Annotated in this window: 22 protein-coding genes; 10 read left to right on the forward strand and 12 right to left on the reverse strand. The window is 56.9% G+C overall.

Annotated elements, in window-relative coordinates:
- Positions 1 to 13: 13 nt before the first annotated feature.
- Entirely contained in the window at positions 14 to 1,000 is a 987-nt protein-coding gene (locus DUD43_RS15120) for a Bug family tripartite tricarboxylate transporter substrate binding protein (RefSeq protein ID WP_153230923.1), read from the reverse strand.
- 149 nt (positions 1,001 to 1,149) lie between these two features.
- On the opposite strand from DUD43_RS15120, the gene DUD43_RS15125 reads away from it, so the two are divergent.
- Positions 1,150 to 1,950 carry an IclR family transcriptional regulator domain-containing protein gene (locus tag DUD43_RS15125; protein WP_153230924.1) on the forward strand — a complete coding sequence of 267 codons (801 nt, stop codon included), beginning with the start codon at positions 1,150 to 1,152 and terminating at the stop codon, positions 1,948 to 1,950.
- Positions 1,951 to 1,955: 5 nt separating this feature from the next.
- Here the strand turns inward: DUD43_RS15125 and DUD43_RS15130 are convergent, their stop codons facing one another.
- From DUD43_RS15130 to ribBA, 6 genes are read right to left on the reverse strand one after another with little or no spacing between them, the layout of a single operon-like run.
- Complete coding sequence (locus tag DUD43_RS15130; RefSeq protein WP_026485462.1) at positions 1,956 to 2,462, reverse strand: CinA family protein; 507 nt, start codon at positions 2,460 to 2,462, stop codon at positions 1,956 to 1,958.
- Positions 2,459 to 2,980 carry a phosphatidylglycerophosphatase A gene (locus DUD43_RS15135; RefSeq protein WP_035275669.1) on the reverse strand — a complete coding sequence of 174 codons (522 nt, stop codon included), beginning with the start codon at positions 2,978 to 2,980 and terminating at the stop codon, positions 2,459 to 2,461. Before DUD43_RS15135 ends, DUD43_RS15130 begins: the two co-directional genes overlap by 4 nt.
- Before the next feature lie 9 nt (positions 2,981 to 2,989).
- Positions 2,990 to 3,952: a thiamine-phosphate kinase gene (thiL, locus tag DUD43_RS15140; RefSeq protein ID WP_153230925.1), complete on the reverse strand. Its 963-nt coding sequence runs from the start codon at positions 3,950 to 3,952 to the stop codon at positions 2,990 to 2,992.
- A gap of 13 nt (positions 3,953 to 3,965) precedes the next feature.
- Positions 3,966 to 4,481, reverse strand: coding sequence for a transcription antitermination factor NusB (gene nusB, locus DUD43_RS15145; protein ID WP_042488795.1), 516 nt, complete (start codon positions 4,479 to 4,481; stop codon positions 3,966 to 3,968).
- Positions 4,435 to 4,953 carry a 6,7-dimethyl-8-ribityllumazine synthase gene (gene ribH, locus DUD43_RS15150; protein WP_042488798.1) on the reverse strand — a complete coding sequence of 173 codons (519 nt, stop codon included), beginning with the start codon at positions 4,951 to 4,953 and terminating at the stop codon, positions 4,435 to 4,437. Before ribH ends, nusB begins: the two co-directional genes overlap by 47 nt.
- A gap of 14 nt (positions 4,954 to 4,967) precedes the next feature.
- On the reverse strand, positions 4,968 to 6,134 hold the full coding sequence (gene ribBA / locus DUD43_RS15155; protein ID WP_153230926.1) for a bifunctional 3,4-dihydroxy-2-butanone-4-phosphate synthase/GTP cyclohydrolase II: 1,167 nt from the start codon (positions 6,132 to 6,134) through the stop codon (positions 4,968 to 4,970).
- Positions 6,135 to 6,249: 115 nt separating this feature from the next.
- Between ribBA and DUD43_RS15160 the strand changes: the two genes are divergently transcribed.
- Both DUD43_RS15160 and DUD43_RS15165 read left to right on the forward strand, forming a co-directional pair.
- A complete protein-coding gene (locus tag DUD43_RS15160) occupies positions 6,250 to 7,077 on the forward strand; it encodes an IclR family transcriptional regulator (protein WP_153230927.1) in 828 nt (275 codons plus the stop codon).
- Positions 7,078 to 7,212: 135 nt separating this feature from the next.
- Positions 7,213 to 8,727: a CYTH and CHAD domain-containing protein gene (locus tag DUD43_RS15165; protein WP_265588056.1), complete on the forward strand. Its 1,515-nt coding sequence runs from the start codon at positions 7,213 to 7,215 to the stop codon at positions 8,725 to 8,727.
- 159 nt (positions 8,728 to 8,886) lie between these two features.
- On the opposite strand, the gene ftsY is transcribed toward DUD43_RS15165, so the two are convergent.
- Positions 8,887 to 9,930, reverse strand: coding sequence for a signal recognition particle-docking protein FtsY (gene ftsY, locus DUD43_RS15170; protein ID WP_228125971.1), 1,044 nt, complete (start codon positions 9,928 to 9,930; stop codon positions 8,887 to 8,889).
- Here ftsY and DUD43_RS19265 point away from each other — a divergent pair.
- From DUD43_RS19265 to DUD43_RS15185, 4 genes are all read left to right on the forward strand, one after another.
- Positions 9,813 to 10,157, forward strand: a complete 345-nt coding sequence (locus DUD43_RS19265; RefSeq protein WP_228125977.1) for a hypothetical protein — start codon at positions 9,813 to 9,815, stop codon at positions 10,155 to 10,157. The genes ftsY and DUD43_RS19265 overlap by 118 nt on opposite strands.
- 287 nt (positions 10,158 to 10,444) lie before the next feature.
- Positions 10,445 to 11,074: a 16S rRNA (guanine(966)-N(2))-methyltransferase RsmD gene (rsmD, locus tag DUD43_RS15175; RefSeq protein WP_153230930.1), complete on the forward strand. Its 630-nt coding sequence runs from the start codon at positions 10,445 to 10,447 to the stop codon at positions 11,072 to 11,074.
- 20 nt (positions 11,075 to 11,094) lie between these two features.
- On the forward strand, positions 11,095 to 11,601 hold the full coding sequence (gene coaD / locus DUD43_RS15180) for a pantetheine-phosphate adenylyltransferase (protein ID WP_153230931.1): 507 nt from the start codon (positions 11,095 to 11,097) through the stop codon (positions 11,599 to 11,601).
- Positions 11,602 to 11,686: 85 nt separating this feature from the next.
- On the forward strand, positions 11,687 to 11,944 hold the full coding sequence (locus tag DUD43_RS15185) for a YfhL family 4Fe-4S dicluster ferredoxin (RefSeq protein ID WP_153230932.1): 258 nt from the start codon (positions 11,687 to 11,689) through the stop codon (positions 11,942 to 11,944).
- Positions 11,945 to 12,010: 66 nt separating this feature from the next.
- Here the strand turns inward: DUD43_RS15185 and DUD43_RS15190 are convergent, their stop codons facing one another.
- Positions 12,011 to 12,403 (reverse strand): MOSC N-terminal beta barrel domain-containing protein, encoded by a 393-nt coding sequence (locus tag DUD43_RS15190; RefSeq protein WP_153230933.1) that lies wholly within the window; start codon positions 12,401 to 12,403, stop codon positions 12,011 to 12,013.
- On the reverse strand, positions 12,400 to 15,108 hold the full coding sequence (locus DUD43_RS15195; protein WP_153230934.1) for an AsmA family protein: 2,709 nt from the start codon (positions 15,106 to 15,108) through the stop codon (positions 12,400 to 12,402). Before DUD43_RS15195 ends, DUD43_RS15190 begins: the two co-directional genes overlap by 4 nt.
- A 273-nt stretch (positions 15,109 to 15,381) precedes the next feature.
- Between DUD43_RS15195 and DUD43_RS15200 the strand changes: the two genes are divergently transcribed.
- Entirely contained in the window at positions 15,382 to 16,662 is a 1,281-nt protein-coding gene (locus tag DUD43_RS15200) for a bifunctional O-acetylhomoserine aminocarboxypropyltransferase/cysteine synthase (RefSeq protein WP_153230935.1), read from the forward strand.
- Positions 16,663 to 16,815: 153 nt separating this feature from the next.
- Here DUD43_RS15200 and DUD43_RS15205 read toward each other — a convergent pair whose 3' ends face one another.
- Positions 16,816 to 17,232, reverse strand: a complete 417-nt coding sequence (locus tag DUD43_RS15205; RefSeq protein WP_153230936.1) for a YidB family protein — start codon at positions 17,230 to 17,232, stop codon at positions 16,816 to 16,818.
- Between the two features lie 222 nt (positions 17,233 to 17,454).
- On the opposite strand from DUD43_RS15205, the gene DUD43_RS15210 reads away from it, so the two are divergent.
- Positions 17,455 to 18,375: a delta(1)-pyrroline-2-carboxylate reductase family protein gene (locus DUD43_RS15210; RefSeq protein WP_153230937.1), complete on the forward strand. Its 921-nt coding sequence runs from the start codon at positions 17,455 to 17,457 to the stop codon at positions 18,373 to 18,375.
- 112 nt (positions 18,376 to 18,487) lie between these two features.
- The gene (locus DUD43_RS15215) at positions 18,488 to 19,228 is read left to right on the forward strand and encodes a flagellar brake protein (RefSeq protein ID WP_026485448.1); all 741 of its coding nucleotides are present in this window, start codon (positions 18,488 to 18,490) and stop codon (positions 19,226 to 19,228) included.
- Here the strand turns inward: DUD43_RS15215 and DUD43_RS15220 are convergent.
- Entirely contained in the window at positions 19,225 to 19,839 is a 615-nt protein-coding gene (locus DUD43_RS15220) for a nucleotidyltransferase family protein (RefSeq protein WP_153230938.1), read from the reverse strand. The two genes, DUD43_RS15215 and DUD43_RS15220, sit on opposite strands and share 4 nt — an antisense overlap.
- Between the last annotated feature and the right edge of the window lie 154 nt (positions 19,840 to 19,993).

Consider the following 19,993-nt stretch of genomic DNA (forward strand, 5'->3'; position numbering starts at 1 on the left):
ATTCAAAAAACGATTAGTCCAGCGTGATATTGGCTTGTTTGATCAGGCTGCCAAACTTCTCGTCTTCCTGACGCAGGAACTCGGCGTACTCGGCAGGGGTGGAGGAAATGATATCCACGCCCTGACGACGGAAGGTTTCAACAAACTCGCTGTTTTCGCTGACAGTCTTCATGGCCTGGCTCAGGCGGTCGACAATTTCAGCAGGCGTGCCACTACTGACGTGGAAACCAAACCAGGCTGTCACGTTGTAGCCCTGGTCCAGGCCCAGCTCTGCAAAGGTTGGAACCTCTGGCAGCAAGGAAGAACGCTCGGGACCGGACACGGCCAAGGGGCGCACGGTATTGGCGTTGATGTGCGTAATCGCGGTGCCCATGCTGTCGAACATGAAGGAGATATGGCCACCCAGCAGATCGGTCATGGCTGGTGCGCTGCCACGGTAAGGAGCGTGGATAACTTCGATATTGGCCATGGTAGTAAAGGCGGCTGCCGACAGGTGCGAGGACGAGCCATTACCAAAGGAAGCGTAAGTCAGATCATCAGGTTTGGCGCGAGCATGGCTGATCAGCTCTTCACCCGTATTGAACGGACTTTGCTTGGCATTGACCACCAGCACGTTCTGCCCTTCTGCCACCAGAGAAACAGCAGCCAGATCCTGCGCGGGGTCATAAGGCAGTTTCTTGTAGAGGTGATTATTCACCACGGCCTGACCAACCGCAGCCAGCAAGACGGTGTAGCCGTCTGGGGCGGATTTCGCGACGAAGTCCGTGGCAATAATGCCGCTGGCACCGGGCTTGTTTTCCACAATGATGATCTGGCCCAGATCCTTGGACAGTTGCTGTGCGACGCCTCGGGCAATCACGTCAGTTACACCGCCCGGCGTAAAGGGCACAACCAGACGGATAGGCTTGTCCGGGTACGCCGCTTGCGCACCCAAGGAACAAAACAGCAAACCCATTCCGGCCAGCAGAGGAGCCACTTTACGAGCTAGGACTTTTTTCATGAATCACTCCAAACTTATTTTGTTCGATAATCGAACCTGATTATTAAATTGCTAAGTCTTGTTTTTTTTACAATTTATCATCGATAATTCTTGATAATCCTGCCACGTTCGTTAATCGAACAAAACAAGCCCTTGCCCCCGACTGAGCAATGACAACGAATAAAGAGACAAATCCCCCCACCAGCAGCTACAAAGGCGACCCGGACTACATGCAATCGCTAGCCCGTGGCCTGCAGGTGATTACGGCTTTTTCAGACAGAAGACGCCCATTGCGGGCCGCAGAAATTGCCCTGAAAACAGGTCTGGCGCGAGCAGTGGTGCAGCGCTGCCTCTACACTCTGCAAGCCTTGGGCTATGCGGAGCAGGAAGGCGCGTTCTGGAAACTGCGCCCAGCGATTTTGCAGCTGGGCCATGCTTATTTTTCTTCGACGTCCATCGTCAGTCTGGCCCAGCCCATACTGGACGATTTAAGTGATCGCGTCGGTGAAACCTGTGCGCTGGCCTTGCTGGATGGGGACGAGATCCTGTATCTGGCACGTGCCCAACGACAGCGTGTGTTGACGGTGTCGTTGGGCCTGGGTAGTCGCCTGCCTGCCCACTGCACTTCGATCGGGCGAATGATGCTGTCGCAGTTGCCGCAAAGCAGGCTGGATGCCTATCTGGAGCTGGCTCCCTTCAAGATCATGACGCAATACACCGCCCATACTCGCGAAGCTTTGCTGCGCGAATTGAAGCAGGTGCAGGAAAAGGATTATTCCTTGATCAAGGAAGAGCTGGAGCTGGGTTTGACGGCGATTGGCGTACCCGTGCGCAGTGCCAGCGGGCGCGTTGTGGCCGGGATGAGCATCAGCATCAAGGACTGGCAGGATACGGAAGAGAAGCTGATCCAGCGCTGCCTGCCCGAACTGCGTTCGAGCGCCAGGCAGCTGGGTTTGATGTTGCCGGCCTGAAGAAATCAGGCAGGATTGAGCATGGTCAGCGCGCTGGCCAAGGCGTATTCCACGGCCTGCTGACGGATCTGAGCCCGATCACCATCAAAGATACGGGCAGAGGCGCGAGTCACAATGCCATCGCCCCGGCGTTGTGCAAAACCAAAGCACACCAGGCCAACCGGCTTTCCTGCTGTGGCTCCGTCCGGACCGGCAATGCCAGTCGTGGAAATAGCCAGTTCTGCATCTGCAGTGGCTTCCAGCGCACCCGCCGCCATTTCCATGGCGGTTTCTTCGCTGACTGCACCAAAGCGATCCAGGGTGTCCTGGTTCACGCCCAGCTCCTGAACCTTGGCCTTGTTGCTGTAGGTGACCAGACCACGTTCAAACCAGGCGCTGGAACCGGGCAGGTCCGTCAAGGCAGCAGCCAGCAGGCCACCTGTACATGACTCGGCGCAGGCGACCATCCAGCCGCGATCTTTAAGGGCTCGCCCCAGGGCCAGGGCGGCATTGCCGTGCTCGTAATCGCTCATGAGAAAACTCCAAAACGTACCAAGACAGCCATTAGCAACAAGGTATAACCTGCCGCCAGGAGATCGTCCCACATAACGCCAAAACCATTATGCAGACGACGATCAAAATAGCGGATCGGCGGTGGTTTGAGAATATCAAAGAAACGAAATAAAACGAATGCGATGCCCTGTGCCAGCCAGGTCTGCGGAATCAGCCACAGCACCAACCAGAAGGCGACCATCTCATCCCAGTTCATGCCGCTGTGATCGGACACGCCCAGATCGTAGCCTGTGCGATGGCAAGCCCAGCAGCCTATGAAAAAGGTGACTGGCAAGAAAATGGCCATTTGCGTGTCGGTCAGTACATGCAGACCCAAGACCCACAAGACCCAGGCCAGCACCGTGCCCCAGGTGCCCGGCCCCGGACGCAAGACGCCGGTACCACCACCAAAGGCAATCAAGCGCCAAGGCTTTTTCACCACCCAATCCAGGGTAGGACGTTGAATCGGATTCAAGGAAGGATCAGGAAATGTGCTCATGACACAGACTCAGCCACCAAAATGATCGAAACCGCCCTGGGCAGGGGCAGGATGCAGACCCTGTTGATCACGCACATGCACCCCGCTACCAGCATGCATGGAGCCAATACGGCTAAGCTGCACGCCTTCGCGCTGGGCCAGCGCCATGATGGACTCCCGTTCTTGGGGAGCACCCGTAAAACACAATTGAAAAACGTCGCCACCAACCAGAGCCGCTTCACGTTGCAGCTCGGCTGGTAAACCCTTCAAGGAAGGATCCAGCGGCAAGGCATCCCAATCCAGATGGGCGGCACATTGGCTGGCTTTGGCAATATGGCCCAGGTCCTGGACCAGGCCATCAGACACATCAATGGCGGCATGAGCCAAACCTGCCAGGGCATGACCCAGGCGATAAGGCGGCCAGGGTTGCTCCAATGCCGGGCGACTGGCAGCCAGACGATCAGGATCAGCAGCCAAGCGACCTTGCAGGAGACGCAAGGCTATGTCTGCGGCACCCAGGGTGCCCGTTAACCAGATATCGTCACCGGGCTGGGCTGCATTGCGTTGCAACGCCTGCCCAGCCGGAACCTCACCCAGCACCGTAATGCTGATGACCACGCCTTGTTTGCTGCGCGTGGTGTCACCGCCAATCAAGGGGCATTGCGCCTGATCGGCCAACTGGAACAAACCTTTGGAGAATGCGGCCAGCCATTCGGGACGGACTTCGGGCATGGATAAAGCCAGCAGGCAGGCTCGTGGTTTGGCTCCCATGGCGCCCAGGTCCGACAGATTCACGGCCAGCGCCTTGTGCCCCAAGAGAAAGGGGTCCACATCGGGAAAGAAATGTTGCCCTTCGATCAGAAGATCCACGCTGCTGGCCAGTTGCCAGCCGGGTGTGGGGGTAAAAAGGGCGCAATCGTCACCCACTCCCAAATATCCTTCGGGAGCGGGGCGATTGAAATACTGCTGGATAAGACCGAACTCGTTCAGCACGGCACGCCCCGTTTTAGCGGCGGGCCTGCTTGGCAACTTCAGGAGCGCGTACGTCGGCGGCCAGTTTGTCCAGCACGCCGTTCACGAATTTGAAACCGTCTGTGCCGCCAAAGGACTTGGCCAGTTCAACTGCTTCGTTAATGGCAACGCGGTAAGGCACTTCAACGTGATGCACCAGTTCGTAGCTGCCAATCAGCAAGATGCCGTGTTCGATGGGAGAGAGCTCTTCCAAAGGACGATCAACATAAGGCAAGAAACGTTCGCGCAGCACAGGGGCTTCGCGCATGACGCCGAACAGCAAGGTTTTGAACCAGGCTGCGTCAGCTTCGCCAAACTCCTCGTCGCCCCGGATATGGGCGTCGATGGAGGTGGCTTCCTGCAGGCCATCAGCGCCTCGCAAAAGCCAGGAGTAGATGCCCTGCAGGGCAAATTCGCGCGAGCGGCGGCGCGCGGATCGTCCGTTGGCCTTGCTGGCCGGGACTTTATTTGTCGTCGTCAAGATCTTCGTCCTCGTAATCTTCGTCCTCATCGTCGTCCAGCTCGGGTTCGAGGACGGCGATAAGATTGCCCAGCTCGACCGCTGTACGGGCGCAATCGCGACCTTTTTCAGCAGCGCGAACTTCGGCTTGTTCATCTGTGTTGGTGGTCAGTACACCGTTGGCAACTGGAATACCGGTTGCCAGGGAGACTTGAGTAATGGCCGAAGCGCTTTCATTGCTGACCACTTCAAAGTGGTAGGTATCACCGCGGATAACGGCGCCCAGAGCGATCAGAGCGTCAAACTCGCCGGTTTCAGCCATCTGGCCCAGAGTAATGCCCAATTCCAGCGCGCCAGGCACGGACAGAACGGTCACATCGCGCTCGTCCACGCCCAGAGCTTCCAGCTCTTTCAGGCAAGCTTCCAACTCGGTCAGGCCGATGGATTCGTTGAAACGTGCACGCACAATACCAATGTGCAGACCTTCCCCATTCAGGTCAGGGGTAACAATGTAAGGATTCATGTTGGAAGCTCCGCTTAGGATTGAGAATCTGGTTCGCTATGGTAACCCGTCACGGTCAATGCAAACCCGGCCATGCTTGGCATTTTACGTGGTCGCGACATCAAACGGGCTTTGCCAACATTGAGGTCACGCAAAATTTGTGCACCAATTCCATACGTGCGCAAATCATTGCGGCTAGGACGACCGCGTGGCGTTGGTACCGGACTGTCGGCACCCCAGGCCTGGATCTGCTCAAAACTCTCTTCTTCGGAGTTCTGACAGTTCATCAGCAAGACAACACCGCTGTCGGATTTGGCTACGGTACGCAAGGCGGTAGGCAGGGTCCAGCTATGGCCTACGTCACCCTCGATCAGCACATCCAGCACGGTCGTCGGCTCATGCACACGGACCAGGGTTTCCACGTCCGGGCTGATTTCACCGTGCACCAGTGCCAGGTGCAAGCCACCGGAAGACAGGTCGCGGTAAGCGTGGCATTCAAATTCACCATAAGGAGTCTTGACGGGCTTCTTGTGCAAACGCTCGATCATGGACTCGTGTTCACTGCGGTACTGGATCAAATCTGCAATGGTGCCAACCTTGATGCCGTGCTCGCGGGCAAACATCAGCAAATCCGGCAGGCGCGCCATGGTGCCGTCAGGATTGAGCACTTCGCAAATGACAGCCGCTGGCGTCAAACCCGCCATGGCCGTCAGGTCACAACCGGCTTCGGTATGACCGGCACGCACCAGCACGCCACCTTTGGCCGCCTTCAGCGGGAAAATGTGACCGGGTTGCACCAGATCCACCGGACGCGCATCGCGTGCCACGGCCGCTTGCACGGTACGAGCGCGGTCAGCAGCCGAAATGCCGGTTTCCACGCCTTCAGCCGCTTCAATCGACACCGTGAAGTTGGTGCCAAAACGCGTACCGTTGCGGGTGGCCATCAAAGGCAGGTCCAGTTGGCGGCAGCGCTCTTCGGTCAGGGTCAGGCAAACCAGACCGCGACCATGCGTCACCATGAAGTTGATCGCTTCGGCATTCACGAATTCGGCGGCCATGACCAGGTCGCCTTCGTTTTCGCGGTCCTCTTCGTCAACCAGAATAACCATGCGACCTGCGCGCAGCTCTTCAACAATCTCTGGAACGGGAGCGATTGGACTGGCGCCCAGTTGACCAGCGTCGGACTGAATTTCTTGATTCATCGTGCTCTTTGCTCAGACAGATAATAATTAAGGCCATTTTACGACACCCAGGCCCCGGCGGGCAGCTTCATTAGTCGGTACACTTGAAGACCGTGCCAAACCGCCCCAAACCCCTATGACCGAACCCATTTTGCCTGCTCTGGACGACAAACGTCGCCGTATCCAATCCATTGAAACGGGTTTTGGCCTGTTGAAAGTGCTGGTGGACAGCGGACAACCCATGATGTTGCGTGATCTGGCCACTCAGGCGGGAATGAGTTCAGCCAAAGCCCACCCCTATCTGGTCAGCTTTACCAATGTAGGACTGGTGCAACAGGCTCCGGCTACCGGGCTGTATGAGCTGGGGCCCTTTGCCTTGCAGATGGGCCTGGTCAGCCTGCAAAGCCAGAACCCGGTCAAGATTGCCCTGCCCCTGGTTCAGGCCTGGGCCTCGCGCATTGGGCATACCCTGGGCTTGGCGGTGCTGGGTTCACACGGCCCCACCATGGTTCATATCAGCGAGGCCAGCTACCCGGTCCACGTGAACATGCGCTGCGGCACGGTCATGTCCATGTTGCATACGGCCACTGGCCACGTCTTTGCTGCCTGGCTGCCCCCGGAAGTGGCGCGCCACTATATAGAGCGCGAGGCAGGCGACAGTGCCGTGGTCACCAGTATCAGCCCGCTGCGCCCCAGCCCCAAAGAGCTGGCCGCCATGCTGGAAAAAATCCGCGAGCAAGGAGTGGCACAGGCGCTGGGCAACCCCTTGCCCGGTATTGATGCCCTGTCCGTCCCCGTGTTCGATCACTCCGGCCAAATTGTGCTGGCCCTGACCAGTCTGGGCCCCAGCACCTTGTTTGATGCCAGTATCGACAGTCCCATCCTGGCTCAGTTGCGACAGTGTGCCAACAGCATTTCGCATCAGCTGGGCTGGCGCGAGCCGCTGGGCACTCCCCCTTTATAAAGCCTGACACGACTGCAAACATTTATGCGGGGTATCGGCACTTCAAGTTTGGCGTGTTTACATGCAAAATAATCGTTTTATCCGCCCACCCTCTGTGGGCGACATCTCGAGTGCGATGCTGTGCTAGAACAAGAGTTGAAATTTTTTGTACCCGAGAGTGCCCGTCCCGGCTTATTGACCGCCTTTGACGCTGTACGCACGGGTAGCATTACCTTAAATGCCATTTACTTTGATACGCCCGAACGCGATTTGGCGCGCTCGAGTATCGCCCTGCGACTGCGCAAGGAAGGCGAACAATGGGTTCAGACCGTCAAACTGCCCGGTCCTGACACCCTGTCCCGCATTGAAATCAATCACCCCAGACCTGGCCCGGAACTGGACCTGAGCCTGTATCAGGACACGCCTGCCCACGCGGCGCTGGCTCGCTACGCGGACCAGATTCAAGCCCGTTACCAGACTCGCATCCAGCGCGAGCTGGCCCTGATCAAGCAAGGCCAGTCTGAACTGGAGCTGGCCTACGATGTGGGCCATATCGAATCCAATGGCTTGAAGCTACTGGTCAACGAGCTGGAAATTGAACTGATCAGCGGCGAGAGCCTGACCATGTTTGAGGTCGGCCAGCGCTGGCTGTACAAGCATGGCCTGATTCTGGAGATGCGCAGCAAGTCCGAGCGTGGTGATGCACTGGCCAGTCTGGCGGATCGCCGTCGGGCGAAATCCGAAAGCTTGGACCTGTCACCCGAACAGGTGGCTGCTGCCCTGACGCGCAAAGCCTACGATCTACCCAAACCGCATTTTTTCGATACCGAAGAGCTGGAGCAGTTTTACAGCCTGAGCGCCACCATGAGCCTGGAACAGGTCATTCGCAATGCCGCTTTGCTGGCGGGTGTGGATGGCATACGTCCGGACTCCTCCCGTCAGGCCGATTATCTGGCCTTGATGCGTGTGGGTCTGCGTCGCCTGCGCTCCTGCCGCAAGCTGTTCAAAATGTGGCTGTCGGCCAGCGAAGGCTATGCCAATACCCGTCTGACGCATTATTTTGGTCTGTTCGGTCAGGCACGCGATCAGGACCTGGTGCATCTGGAAATTACCCCCTTGCTGCTGCAAGCAGGGATGCCCGGCCCAGCCCCGGAACCAGCCCCTGCTCATCTGGAGCACGACCCGGTTCAACTGGCCAGCGCGGCCGAGTTCCAGTCCTTGCTCTTGAGTAATCTGCAAAGCCTGATCTGCGGCCCTACGCTGGAACTGAATGGCGTACCCCAGCCCGAGCATCTGGTTGAAGCCCGTATCAGCCGCTGGTTCCAGACGATTCAATTGCGCAGCCAGCGCTTTGCGCAAATCAGTCAGGACAAGCAACATCGCCTGCGTAACCGGATCAAGAGCCTGCGCTACTGCCTGGAGTTTTTGCCCAGCGCGGCCGACAAGCAGGGGCTGCACAAAGTGCTGCGTGAATGTCAGGCCTTGATTGGTGCGGTCACCGATGTGGATGTGGCGCTGGATTGGTACGCCCAACATGCGGCCAACCCCGAGCAAGCGCAGTTTGCGCGGGACTGGCTGACGCATGCCCGCCAAGGTCGTGCCGCCCATGCCCAGCATGCGCTCAATGCCTTGGACCAGCATCAGCCACAAACTGAGCTTCTGCGACGCTAAGCGCTACAAGTACTAAATAGGCGTCCATATACTAAGCGCCTATATACGCTGAGCCTTTGCTTTTCACCAAATGGCTCTTGTTGCCTTGGACGATCCAGCAATAAAAAAACCGGCGATGCCTTTAGAGACATCGCCGGTTTTTTGTAGCCAAACTTGGGCTTAAGCGTTCATGCCCAACAAGGCCGACGCAAATTCACGGGCCACAAAAGCCTGCAGATCCTGCATGCCTTCACCCACGCCAATCCAGTAGACCGGAATAGGACGCACGCCCTGAGCACAGGCAGCAACTGCGGCCAGCGTACCGCCTTTGGCCGTACCGTCCAGCTTGGTGACGACCAGGCCAGTCAGACCCAAGGCTGCATCAAAAGCACGGATCTGGGAAATGGCGTTCTGGCCAGTGTTGCCGTCCACAACCAAGAGAATTTCATGGGGAGCCTGGCCATCGGCCTTGCCGATTACGCGCTTGATCTTCTTGAGCTCTTCCATCAGGTGAAGCTGAGTCGGCAAGCGACCGGCGGTATCCACCATGACCACACCCATATCGCGGGCGCGGCCTGCGTGTACCGCATCAAAGGCCACCGCTGCCGGGTCGCCACCGTCTTGAGCAATCACGCTGACGTTATTGCGGGTGCCCCACTCAATCAACTGTTCACGAGCAGCTGCACGGAACGTATCACCGGCCGCCAGCAGAACTTTTGCGCCCTGCTCCTGGAAGGTGTGCGCCAACTTACCGATGGAAGTGGTCTTGCCTGCACCGTTCACACCAGCAATCATAACGACCAGCGGCTTGCTGGAACCCAATGGAAAGGACTTCTCCAAGGGCTTCAGGTGATCGGTCAGGATGTCACACAGGATTTGTTTGACCTGGGCCGCATCGCTGACTTTTTCCTTGCGAACACGGGCACGCAAGGCGGTAATCAGCTTCTCGGTAGCCTCGACACCCGCGTCTGCCATCAACAAGGCGTCTTCCAGTTCCTCGAACAGAGCTTCATCAACCTTGGCACCGACGAACAGGCTGCTCAGGCTTTGACCTGTACGCGACAAGCCCTGTTTCAGGCGAGACATCCAGGAAGTCTTCACCACGGGTGCGACGGCTTCCGGCTCTGGAGTCGGAGCTGGTTCAGGCTGTGGAGCAGGAACAGGGGCTGGTGCAGGAACTGGAACAATCTCTGGCTGTGGCTCGGGTTCAGGAGTCGGCTGCACCTCAGGTTCTGGCTGCGGTGCAGGCTCAGGAATCGGCTGTACCTCGGGCTTTGGCTGCACCTCTGGCTCAGGAATCGGTTGCACCTCGGGTTCAGGCACCGGCACAAACTCAGGAGTCCGAATGGGCTCCGGCGCAGGTTGCACTTCCGGCTCGTAGACGCGTGCAGGCTCTGGTGTCGGAACACTGGCCGGGGCCGGTTGTGGCACCTCTGGCTGCGTGGGCGTAGACTCGGGAGCAGCGCGATGTTCAGCCTGACTACCTGCCTGGCTATCCAAAGCCACAGCAGGCGGGGCCACCGGCGTTTGAACCGGCGTGCCTTGCTCCTGCGATACAGCGGGGGATGCGTCTGCCGCGTCTGCCTGGGGCTGAGACTGGGCAGGAGAAAGCGGCTCGGTCAGCTCCGTTTGAGTGACTTGTGGCTCTGGCTTGGCCTTCTTTCTTTTAAAAAAACTGAACATACGATTTACACTAGAAAATTCTGTTGAATGACCACATTATCCGATCAAAGCGCTAATGAGAAAACATGCTGTCCGTATTGTAGGTGGTGATTACCGCCGCACACCGATTTCAGTCGTCGATGCACCCGGTCTGCGGCCCACCCCGGATCGTGTGCGCGAAACGCTGTTTAACTGGCTTAACCACTTCTGGGGCGGGCAATTCAGCGACAAGAACGTGCTGGATCTGTTTGCCGGTAGCGGAGCCCTGGGCTTTGAAGCGGCCTCGCGCGGTGTCGCCTTTGTACAAATGGTGGAACGCCACGGACCCGCTGTTACCAATTTGCGCAGCCTGCGTACCAAGCTCAAGGCAGACCACGTCCGTATCCATGCGGGTGACGCCCTCCATATTCTGGAGCGCAGCCAGATGCGCTACGATCTGGTCTTTATAGACCCGCCCTTTGCGCGCGACTGGATGGAACGCATCTGGCCCTTGCTGCCCAATGTGCTGGCACCGGACGCACTGGTTTACATTGAGTCCGAAACCCCTATACAAGCCCCAGATCAATACGGGATACTACGACAGGATAAGGCAGGGCAGGTACATTATCATTTGTTGCGATTTGCTGCGATGCAAAAAACAGTCAATAATGCCGAATTTTCCGGGACGCCTGCACCGCTCCCCCCGGACTCCGACCTGCCAACTTGAACCACTTACGCGGATGCACCATGATCACAGCTGTTTACCCCGGCACCTTCGACCCCCTGACCCGAGGCCATGAAGACCTGGTCCGGCGAGCCGCCAACCTTTTCGATCACGTCGTGGTCGGTGTGGCCTCCAGCCAGAACAAGCGCCCTTTCTTCACCGTTGAAGAGCGTGTTGAGATCGCCTCCGAAGTGCTCAGCCACTACCCGAACGTGGAAGTGAAAAGCTTTTCCGGCCTGCTCAAGGACTTTGTACGCGAACAAAATGGTCGCGTTATCGTACGTGGCCTGCGCGCCGTGTCCGATTTTGAATACGAATTTCAAATGGCGGGCATGAACCGTCACCTGCTGCCCGAAGTCGAGACCATGTTCATGACTCCTTCGGACCAGTACCAGTTCATCTCCGGCACCATCGTGCGCGAAATTGCCATTCTGGGCGGCGACGTGGGCAAATTTGTGTTCCCATCCGTGGAGCGTTGGCTACAAACCAAAGCCAAAGAACGCAGCCAACAAGCGGTTTCAGCCACCTGAACTCGCCCTGCGCAGCGGTCCGTACTACACTGTAGGGTGACCGACTGGTCAAATCCAAGGACCACGCTTATCAGGACACTGCGCTATGGCACTGCACATTACTGAAGAATGCATTAACTGCGACGTTTGTGAGCCGCAGTGCCCTAACTTGGCTATTTACATGGGCGAGGAGATCTACGAGATCAATCCCAACCTGTGTACCGAATGCGTCGGCCACTTTGACGAGCCGCAGTGCGTGGTGGTGTGTCCGGTTGAATGTATCGAGATTCATCCCCAGCACAAGGAAAGCCAGGAAACCCTGCTTGCCCGCTATCACCGGCTGCAGTCCGAACCTGCAACATGATCTGAATGCAAAAAAAGCCCTGCCATGAGCAGGGCTTGTTATATGTGGGCTCACAACGCAGGCGGCTTACTCGGCCTGGGGCAAACGCTTTAGCAAACGCAGCGGCTGGCCTGTATAGCGGCTGAACCACTGGGCAGGTAAATCCCCTTCGTCTACCAATTGCACGGATTGACCATTTTCTTGCCACAGGGAAAAGGAATCCGGATCGTCTTCAATAACGTCCACTTCAATATCCAGGCGCAACATGCCTGGAGCGCGCAGCACCAACTGACCAAAACGCAGTTCCAGGCTGAGCTCGGCCAAGGCGGGCAGCGCATCAGGGGCCAGAACCTGCCCCTGATCGTTTCCCAGAACCCAACGCCCCTTGCAGGCCAGCGCCTTGCTGTCGCTTAGAGCCGGGCCACCTTGCAACAGGCAGACCGTCTCTTCAGGCGAATTCACCACTGAACCCGTACTCATGGCTTGAACCACTGCTTCATGGCTTCGCCCACGGTTTGTGGAACCTTGGCACCCAGCTCTTCCTTGATGATCTGCTTCACCTCGGATTTCACATCAGGCTTGGACTCCGCTTTAGCTTCCGAGGCTTGCTGGCTCAACAAATCCAGCAAACCGTCTTGCAGCGCCTTCTTGATGGAATTGCTGGCAATGTCTTTCCACTGAATCTGGTAGGACAGCTCTGTCCAGGGACCGGAGATGTGGATAGGAATCAGCACATTACGCAGATCCTGGAAGGACTTGCGCTCTTCTGCGGCCAGATTGTTGTGATTCAGGCGGGCCTGCAAAGTCACATCCGCTTGCTGGTTAACCAAATCCAGCGTGGCGCCTTTAGCCGTTGTCACCGACAGAATCGGGGTGGTGGCACGGAAATTACGGAAAGTCGCTTGTCCTTTCTTGATATCCAGACTGCCCTGCAAGCGGTTCAGCACCGTGCGACGCAGAGGATCGGACTCGGGCAGCAGCAAAGGAATCTGACCGCCAAAGGCATTACGCACGGCTTCGTTAATGTCGCGCACGCTCTGGTCCAGATCCACACTGCGCCAGCTGCCATCACGCAAATCGACCGTCAGACCACCTTCCAGCGCATTCAGGCGTTCTTCGCTTGTAGCGCCTTGCGCCTTCAGGTTCAGGTCCACATTGCCCTTGCCAGCCAGATAGTCATTGCCGAACGCATCCAGCAAGAGCGAGCCGACCTGCATTTGTTGCAGCTTCAGGCCCAGTTCAAAGCGCTTGCCAGGCTCAACCTTGGCCTTGGCCTGGAGTTGACCTTCATAAGCCTGTGCATTGAACTGCGACAGATTGATCACCTGGCCCTGGTTCTTCACCTGAGCCTTGACCTGATCCATTACCACACCCAGGCTGCGCAGCTTTTCGATTTCAAAGCGCAGATCAAAGCTGAGCGTATCCAGCCAGGCGTAAGGGGAGGCTTCTTCAGGCACTTCTTCTGCAGCGGGGGCAGCCTCTGGCTGCTCTGCCTTGGGCAGCTCGGCTTGCTCAGCGCCCTCTGCGGCAGGCTCCTGCTCGGCAGTGGCTTCCGGGGCTTCGGCCTCGGGCTCTGGCTCCGGTGTAGTCACCACTTCAGGGGCGGTTACCCAGAAAATCGAACGCAGCTCGTCCAGATCCAGCTTGTCTGCTTTCAGCACCGCACCCAGCAAAGGTCCTTTACCTTTATCCTGCAGCGTCACATCCAGGCTACCTTGAGCCTGCTCGGTGCTGCTGCTTAGCTGTGCACTGTATTCCTGTTTGCCTTTATTCAGATCAGCCTGACCAGTCAGCGGCATCTCGAAGCGGCTACCTGCATCGGCTTCGTCTTCCACGCGAATATTGGCTTGAATTTCGGGCAGGCGCAGCCACTCGTTCGAGGGTTGCCACTGCATGGGGGAGCTGGCCTTCAACTGCGCAACACGGCTGCCTTGCTTGATGGCACCGTCCAGCTTGGCCTGCTCAAACACCAATTCCTGGCTGTTGCCGGACAAGCCTTGCAGCGTCAAACCCAGGCCCAGGACCTTGGGGCCGCTGATTTTCAGGCTGGCAACGACAGGCGAGCCTTCAGCTTGGGCAGGCGATACCTGGATACGAGGCACATCCAAGGCCAGATCCAGATTCTGATCGTCACTCTTGCCACGGACACGCAAAGCCAGCTTCTCGAAAGACACCAGATCGCTGACGCTGTCGATTTCCATCTTGGGCGTATTGAGCGTGGCGTTCAGATCGCTGACCGGGTAAGCGCCCAACCACTGACCTTGCAATTGGGTATCCAGATTAGTGGCGCTGAACTGACGCTGAGCGGACTTGTAGGCCACATTGCCCTTAAGCGTCAGGCTTTGTGCCTGCAGTTGGTCCAAATCACCAACAAAGCTCAAGTTCAGCTTTTGCGCGCCGTAGGATTTGGAAGCAGGGTCCAGACTCAACTGCCCTTGCCCTTCCAGCACACCATCCGCCACGGGGTAATCCCCAGACAAGCGGCTCTTGAAAGCCACATCAAAAGGCTGACCAAAGGTCATGCGACCCGTGTTCACTTCCAGTTGCAACAAACGGCCAATCACATTGCTGCGTTTGCTGAAGTAATGGATTTCGCCACCCTTCAGGCTCAGCCCGGCAATATCAATCTGGAAATCCGTTTCGCTGCCAGAACGCTTGGCAATCAGTTCAGGGACAGGCAAGGATTCGGGGGCAGGCTCGGCTGGCTGAGGAGCCTCGGCAGCTTGTGCTGCGGGCAACAAGGACACGCCGGAGCGGGCAACGGGAAGATGAGGGCCGGCAGGCGGGGCTTGCAGCAAGTCATCGAAATTCAGCTTGCCTTCTTCATCGCGCACAATCCAGGCTTTGAAGCCGGTAACAGCGACGTGGTCCACCACCAGGCGGTTATTGATCAAAGGCCACAAGGCCACCGCAAAACGGGCGCTTTCCAAAGAAGCGAAGGGATCTTCCGAATTACGGTCAGACAGGGACAGCCCCTGCACGGACAGGCCAATGCGGGGAAATAAAGAAAGTTCGATATCACCGTCAATCTTGAGCGTACGCTGATACTTTTGCTGGACGATGTCAGCCAGCTTCTGTTTGTACGAATTGGGATTGAATGTCAGCAGGAAAATCGCCCCGCCTACCACCGTGACAATAGCTAAAACGACGAGGCTGAATAAGCCCCGCTTAAACCATACTTTCATGTAAGCCTCTAGGACCTCGGGGCAGGATGCAACACGCCATCTGCCCGGATACGAAATGCTAACCCATGTAGGGCCATTGCGAAGTAACGAAAATAAGAAATATCCACCCACTCTTTAAAAAGCAGAGCCGGCTGTCAGTAATTCGCCATTATTACCAAAAGAAATAAAGGCATAGTATTAATGTCTGCGCCCTTAGATGCATTTCTCTACATACAAGGGTTATGCTTGCTTTGTCTTATATAAGCCACTTGATCATCAATTCCAGAATTAACCATGAAACTAGAGACTCTTGCCATTCATGCTGGCTATCAGCCAGATCCGACCACAAAAGCAGTTGCTGTTCCGATTTATCAGACCACTTCCTACGCTTTCGACAATACGCAACACGGCGCGGATCTGTTTGACCTGAAGGTGCCCGGCAATATTTACACCCGCATCATGAACCCCACCAATGCTGTGCTCGAAGAGCGCGTTGCAGCACTGGAAGGCGGGATTGCTGGATTGGCAGTAGCCTCTGGTATGGCGGCCATCACGTATGCTATCCAAACGATTGCAGAGGCCGGCGACAACATTGTGTCCGTCAGTAAACTGTACGGCGGCACCTACAACCTGTTCGCACACTCCTTCCCACGTCAGGGCATTACCGTCAAATTTGCCCAGCCCAACGACATCGAAGCGCTGGAAGCCCTGATCGACGATCGCACCCGTGCCGTATTCTGCGAAACCATCGGCAACCCCGCTGGCAACATCATTGATATCCGTGCGCTGGCTGATGCCGCTCACCGTCATGGCGTGCCCCTGATTGTAGACAATACCGTCGCCTCGCCTGCCCTGTGCCGTCCTATCGAGCACGGCGCCGACATCGTGGTGCACTCGCTGACCAAGTACATGGGCGGTCACGGCACAACCATCGCCGGCATGGTCGTGGACTCCGGTAAATTCCCCTGGGCCGAGCACAAAGAGCGCTTTGCCATCCTGAACACCCCTGACCCGTCCTACCACGGCGTGGTCTACACCGAAGCCTTCGGTCCCGCTGCCTTCATCGGCCGCTGCCGCGTGGCTCCGCTGCGCAACACCGGCGCTGCCCTGGCTCCCCTGAGCGCCTTTCAGATTCTGCAAGGCATCGAAACCCTGCCTTTGCGCATGGAACGCCACACAGAAAACGCCCTGAAAGTGGCCGAGTACCTGAACAAGCACCCACAAGTGTCCTGGGTCAAATACGCCGGTCTGGCAGATCACCCTGACCACGAACTGGCCAAGCGCTACATGGGCGGCAAACCTGCTGCGATTCTGTCCTTTGGTATCAAAGGCGGTATTGAAGCCGGTACCCGCTTTATTGACGCACTGAACCTGGTCCTGCGTCTGGTCAACATTGGTGATGCCAAATCCCTGGCTTGCCACCCTGCCAGCACCACGCACCGTCAGCTGAACGCCGAAGAACTGGCCGCTGTGGGCGTGAGCGAAGACATGGTGCGTCTGTCCATTGGTCTGGAACACATCGACGACATTCTGGCCGATCTGGAACAAGCTCTGGAAGCAGCGGCACGCGGCTAAGACCAAAAAACCTGTACAGGCCGGAATTGCTGTACAGGTTTTTCTACATCAAGCTAAAAAAAGGCCTGGAATCGGTATTGCACCGACTCCAGGCCTTTTTTGCATTCTTATCAATACGGCTTTCAGACAGGCCGTATCACTGGCGCAAGTCAATCAGGACTTGCGAAACAACTGCGTCAAACCGCCCAGCAGGCTGCTGGCATCGGTAATGTGGGATGGATCAAACTGACCATTGGGGCTGGCTTGATTGATCAGGGAAGGCAGCATGATCTTCAGATTATCCAGCACGCTTTGTTGATTCAAACCGGACAGGTCCACCAGTTGCTTGATGGCGGGTTGGCCCATGACACCCAGCAAATCCTGCTGGCCGATTTCCTGGTTGCTGCCCTGCGAAATCCAGGACGACACCACATCGCCAAAACCACCCGAGCGAAAGCGTTCAATCAGGCCGCTCAAACCGCCTGGGTAGCTGCTGATGACTTGAATCAGGGCGGGCAACAAAGCGCCCTGCTCTTTGGATTTGGCATCCGTCGACGACAAGGCCGACACAACAGAATTAAGCAAACTCATTATTTTTCTCCCCAATGCACGGCCCCGCGCGTGGGCAGGTGCTGATATCAGGCCTCATTATGCCGTGACAGGCCGCCAGACGGGGCGGATTAATTGTCAAGGTGGGTCAATAGATCACTGGCGGAAAGGCCCTATTGCCCTTAGCTGGGCCTACGCTACACTGAATTGCCGATAGTCCTGCACTATGCGCTGCCCACAGACCGACTCCATGGAGATCCTGGAATGACGCAAGCTTCCTATACCGTCCTGTCCTCTGAAGAGACTGCTCGTGCCCTGCCTTATCCCGAGCTGGTCGCCCAGCTCGGCAAAGCCATGGCCCAATATGCCGCTGGCACTATCGTCGCCCCCACTCGTCAGGTTCTGGACTATCCGAAAACCGGACAAATGCTGTCCATGCCTGCCGTCTCCAGCGATATAGGTGTGCATAAACTGGCTAATGTGATGCCGGACAATCTGGAGCAAGGTCACGGCATCATCCAGGGCCTGGTCAGCGTCTACGACGCCCAGAACGGCTTGCCGCTGCTGATCATGGATGCTCCCACCCTGTCCGAACGCCGTACCGCAGCCGTGTCCATGCTGGGTATTCAGGCTCTGTGGCCGCAGGGCCCGGAGCACGTCACCTTGCTGGGCTACGGGCGACAAGCCCTGGCTCATTGCGATGCCATCATGACGCTGTACCCCAAAGCGCACGTCACCCTGACCGGCCGCAACCCTGACCGAGCTCAAGCTGTGGCTACTTCCCTGCAAGCCAGATTCGGAAACCGAGTCCAGGCCGCCGCGGCCGTTCCAGAAAAAACCGATGTGCTGATCACCCTGACATCCAGCCTGACACCCGTGTATCACGAACCTGCCCGGCTGGACCGCTTGCTGATTGGCCTGGGCGCCTTCAAACCGGATATGGCCGAATTCGAGCCTCACACCCTGCTGGCCAGCCGTCTGTATGCCGATGATGTCGTCGGTGCCCGCCAGGAAGCAGGCGACCTGATTCAGGCCGAAGTGGACTGGGAGCACGTCCACAGCATTCATCAAGCGCTGCGCACCCCAGCACCCAAAGACAAGCCTTTATTCTTCAAGTCGGTGGGCTCGGCTGCCTGGGATTTGGCAGCGGCCCGCTGTGCTTTGCATCATTTAAACCAAGCTTAAATACTTAGGCTGCTAACTAGCGGACTTCACACGCCAAAGCGCGTCCAGAGTGTTACTCTGGCGCATACAATCCCTTACAGTCACTTACCGATCTCTTTTTGCCGCGCTACCCATGACTTCTCCGCTTCCTCCCACCGAAGACGATCCGTATCAGATCCAGTCCAAGTTTGAAATTCTGCGTGTTTTACGGGCTATCGAAAAAGGGGGCCTGCTACTGCACATGGAAGCCAATCAGGGCAATGACCGGATTGTCACCACCATTCTGGACATTGATCTGGACAACAATGTGGTGGTGATTGATACCGCCAACAAAGAAGAAAAAACCCGCAATCTGCTGCAGTCCGAACACACCAGTTTCGAGACCTCGCTGGACAAGATCAAGGTGACATTCCAGGGCCCTACCCCGGAGGTCGTGTCCTACGAAGGTCAGCCAGCCTTGGCGATCCCGATCCCCGAGTCCATTCGCCGTTTGCAGCGACGCGAATTCTTTCGAGTCAACGTGCCCGTCAGCGAACCGGCCATGGTGATTCTGCGCTTGAATAATGAATCCAAAAGCTTTCTGCTGCACGATATCAGCGGTGGCGGCTTGTCCCTGGTGGACGAATCGCAAAGCCTGGCAGAGGTGATCGGCACACATAAAACCGAATCCCTGCTGGAACTGCCGCAGGCCGGTTCTTTTGTAGTGGCGCTACAAGTTGCGCGTACAGAAACGCAGCAACTGCCCAATGGCAAACAAATTCAGCGTTTGGGCTGTACCTTCATTGACCTGTCTGCCTCCACGCAGATGGCGATTCAGCACTACATCGGCCGTCTGGAACGCCAACAAATCGCCAAACAGCGCGGTCACGGCTAATTCGATGCCCGGGACATCCCCAAATCGCTGGGGGTGTCCACATCGCGCAAAATCCCCTCATCCACTAAAGGCACAAACAAGGTCTGATCCTTGTTGGCCTGCAACAAGCCACGCGCGCCTTGCTCGTCAGGAAGCTCCAAAAGCTGCTGACGCCACTCCAGGCCAAAACCAATAGGATTGCCGGGCTGGCCATTCAAAACGGGACGCACAATCCCAGCCCCATCCTGCACAGCCTGAGCCACCGCCGCTACGGTGCTTGGCCGCAACCAAGGCATATCCGCCAGCAAAACGACATAGCCATAAGCGGGACTGCAAGCCTGAATACCGGCTTTCAGACTGACACCCATACCGCGGATAGCCTCAGGAGCCTGAACAAAGCGGACCGGCAAGTCACCCAGCTCCTGACGCAAAATCTGCTCATGGACATCACAAACAAGCAGCACTTCGTCGAGCACAGACAAGGCCGTCTCACAGACACGGCGCACCATCGTTCTGCCATCTTCAGTTCTGACCAATAGCTTCAACTGCTGGCCCGACGGGTCAAACCGCCGCCCCAGGCCCGCCGCCAGAATAATGCCCGTCACCCCAGATACATGCTGCTGCCCTGCCATGAATTCACCTTTCCAATCTCACGTGACCTCTCTGTCACACAATGTCTTTTCACATCCCTGCCTACAGGATAAATTTATTAATAGAAACAAGTACCAAGAAACCAAGCAACACTCAATGTAGTAACATACCTACATTCACAAATCGCAGGAGGGT

The sequence above is a fragment of the Alcaligenes faecalis genome, assembly GCF_009497775.1.
GTDB classification, from domain to species: Bacteria; Pseudomonadota; Gammaproteobacteria; order Burkholderiales; family Burkholderiaceae_B; genus Alcaligenes; species Alcaligenes faecalis_D.

Bases quoted from the DNA above. Each gene is read 5' to 3' on its own strand.
- DUD43_RS15120 (WP_153230923.1), bottom strand. From the start codon at position 1,000: ATGAAAAAAGTCCTAGCTCGTAAAGTGGCTCCTCTGCTGGCCGGAATG.
- DUD43_RS15125 (WP_153230924.1), top strand. From the start codon at position 1,150: ATGACAACGAATAAAGAGACAAATCCCCCCACCAGCAGCTACAAAGGC.
- DUD43_RS15130 (WP_026485462.1), bottom strand. From the start codon at position 2,462: ATGAGCGATTACGAGCACGGCAATGCCGCCCTGGCCCTGGGGCGAGCC.
- DUD43_RS15135 (WP_035275669.1), bottom strand. From the start codon at position 2,980: ATGAGCACATTTCCTGATCCTTCCTTGAATCCGATTCAACGTCCTACC.
- nusB (WP_042488795.1), bottom strand. From the start codon at position 4,481: ATGAGGACGAAGATTACGAGGACGAAGATCTTGACGACGACAAATAAA.
- ribH (WP_042488798.1), bottom strand. From the start codon at position 4,953: ATGAATCCTTACATTGTTACCCCTGACCTGAATGGGGAAGGTCTGCAC.
- ribBA (WP_153230926.1), bottom strand. From the start codon at position 6,134: ATGAATCAAGAAATTCAGTCCGACGCTGGTCAACTGGGCGCCAGTCCA.
- DUD43_RS15160 (WP_153230927.1), top strand. From the start codon at position 6,250: ATGACCGAACCCATTTTGCCTGCTCTGGACGACAAACGTCGCCGTATC.
- rsmD (WP_153230930.1), top strand. From the start codon at position 10,445: ATGAGAAAACATGCTGTCCGTATTGTAGGTGGTGATTACCGCCGCACA.
- coaD (WP_153230931.1), top strand. From the start codon at position 11,095: ATGATCACAGCTGTTTACCCCGGCACCTTCGACCCCCTGACCCGAGGC.
- DUD43_RS15185 (WP_153230932.1), top strand. From the start codon at position 11,687: ATGGCACTGCACATTACTGAAGAATGCATTAACTGCGACGTTTGTGAG.
- DUD43_RS15190 (WP_153230933.1), bottom strand. From the start codon at position 12,403: ATGAGTACGGGTTCAGTGGTGAATTCGCCTGAAGAGACGGTCTGCCTG.
- DUD43_RS15195 (WP_153230934.1), bottom strand. From the start codon at position 15,108: ATGAAAGTATGGTTTAAGCGGGGCTTATTCAGCCTCGTCGTTTTAGCT.
- DUD43_RS15200 (WP_153230935.1), top strand. From the start codon at position 15,382: ATGAAACTAGAGACTCTTGCCATTCATGCTGGCTATCAGCCAGATCCG.
- DUD43_RS15205 (WP_153230936.1), bottom strand. From the start codon at position 17,232: ATGAGTTTGCTTAATTCTGTTGTGTCGGCCTTGTCGTCGACGGATGCC.
- DUD43_RS15210 (WP_153230937.1), top strand. From the start codon at position 17,455: ATGACGCAAGCTTCCTATACCGTCCTGTCCTCTGAAGAGACTGCTCGT.
- DUD43_RS15215 (WP_026485448.1), top strand. From the start codon at position 18,488: ATGACTTCTCCGCTTCCTCCCACCGAAGACGATCCGTATCAGATCCAG.
- DUD43_RS15220 (WP_153230938.1), bottom strand. From the start codon at position 19,839: ATGGCAGGGCAGCAGCATGTATCTGGGGTGACGGGCATTATTCTGGCG.